Annotated in this window: 1 protein-coding gene; it reads left to right on the forward strand. The window is 61.8% G+C overall.

The window, feature by feature from the left end; translation table 11 throughout:
* Positions 1-501 precede the first annotated feature (501 nt).
* On the forward strand, positions 502-1,518 hold the full coding sequence (locus QZY48_RS10905) for an IS110 family transposase (RefSeq protein ID WP_295430887.1): 1,017 nt from the start codon (positions 502-504) through the stop codon (positions 1,516-1,518).
* Positions 1,519-1,764 lie beyond the last annotated feature (246 nt).

Consider the following 1,764-nt stretch of genomic DNA (forward strand, 5'->3'; position numbering starts at 1 on the left):
CCGGTCCAGTTTTTCGGGGTTGAGCAACTGCTCCAGCAGGGCGCGCACCATGACGGTGGCGGGGCTCTTCTCGGCAAATTTCTGGAGGATTTCGCCAAACATGGTCGGTCGGGCTCGCGGGTGATGCTGTAGAGATCTTTATATTACATCATCTTGCTGGCACCTTAAAAGGGCTGGGGTACTGACCCGAATGGCACTGACTTAAGGCACCCACCTTGGAAAAACAGACGGTTGTGATTTAGATAAGCCAGGGAAAAACGGCTGCGGACGGGGCCGGTGCCAGGTAACACCGCGGAAAATGCTGTCTGCACTCAAGTGACTGCTTGTCAATATGGCCGTAAGCTCCTGATTTATAGGTCGCGGCTTAAGTCAGTGCCATTCGGTACTGACCCCTTTACTCCCTTTACTCTTCTGAGAATCATCTAGCCGACCCCACCCGCTGGCCTACAGTGTAGGTAGGGAAAACCACCTGCGCCGGAGACCCGGCGGGAGGAGTCGACGGTGAAACTTTACGGCGGAATCGACCTACATTCCAACAACAATGTGATAGCACTGACGGACGATGCCGATCAGGTCGTGTATCGCAAGCGACTATCCAACGACGCGGGCTTGGTGCTGGAGGCCCTGGAGCCATACCAGGAGGCCATCACGGGGCTGGTGGTGGAATCGACCTACAACTGGTACTGGTTGGTGGACGCCCTGATGGAGGCCGGGTACCGCGTGCATCTGGCGAACACGGCGGCCATCATACAATACAGCGGGATGAAGTACAGCGACGACGATTCGGACGCGCGCTGGCTAGCGAAGCTGCTGCGGCTGGGGCTGCTGCCGGAAGGATACATCTACCCCAAGGAGGAACGGGCAGTGCGTGATCTGCTGCGGCGGCGCAGTCGATTGGTGCAACAGCACACGGCTAACCTCTTGTCGGTGGAGAACCTGCTGGCCCGCAACCGGGGGCAGTCGTTGAACGCCAACGCGGTCAAGCGTCTGACGCCGGAGGCCGTGACACGGCTGCTGCCGGACCCGAATCAAGCGCTGGCGGTGCAGAGCAACCTGCTGGTCATGCGTGCCCAGGAAGCCGCCATCGACTTGCTGGAGCAGCAAGCCTGCGCGCGGGTACGGTTGCAGCCGGCCTATCGGCACCTGCTCAGCGTAAGCGGGATCGGCCAAGTCCTGGGATTGACGATCCTGCTGGAAACCGGGCCGGTGGCGCGCTTCGCCTCCGTCGGCCGCTACGCCTCCTACTGCCGCTGCGTCGGCAGCACCCGCCTGTCCAACGGCAAGCGCAAGGGCGAGGGCAACACCAAGAACGGCAACAAATACCTCGCCTGGGCCTACGTGGAAGCGGCCAACTTCGCCGTGCGCTATAGTCCGGTGGTCAAACGCTACTATCAGCGCAAGCTGGTCAAGCGCAACGGCGTGGTGGCCATCAAGGCAGTGGCCCACAAACTGGCGCGCGCCTGTTACTACATTTTGCGCGATGGCACGGACTTCGAGGTGAATCGCGCCTTCGCCTGAACCGATTGGGGAAGCCGCCGGCGACCCGGGAAAAGGGGTTGGCCATCCAGACCCTCAGATCTGAGTCGGGCGCCGGTGTCTTCCCACTGACCGTCATGGAGGCATGCCTGTGACCGAGACGCCTCTGCCAGTGAGCCACCAGGGGTTGGACGGCACGGATACCGCACCGAGCCAGCGATCTGCGAACCCGCGGAGGCGGGGACGGGGGGCGGGCGCGCTTGGACCTTTTGGGGGTCCCGCGCGTCC

It is taken from the genome of uncultured Thiodictyon sp., from assembly GCF_903828115.1.
Taxonomy (GTDB): domain Bacteria; phylum Pseudomonadota; class Gammaproteobacteria; order Chromatiales; family Chromatiaceae; genus Thiodictyon.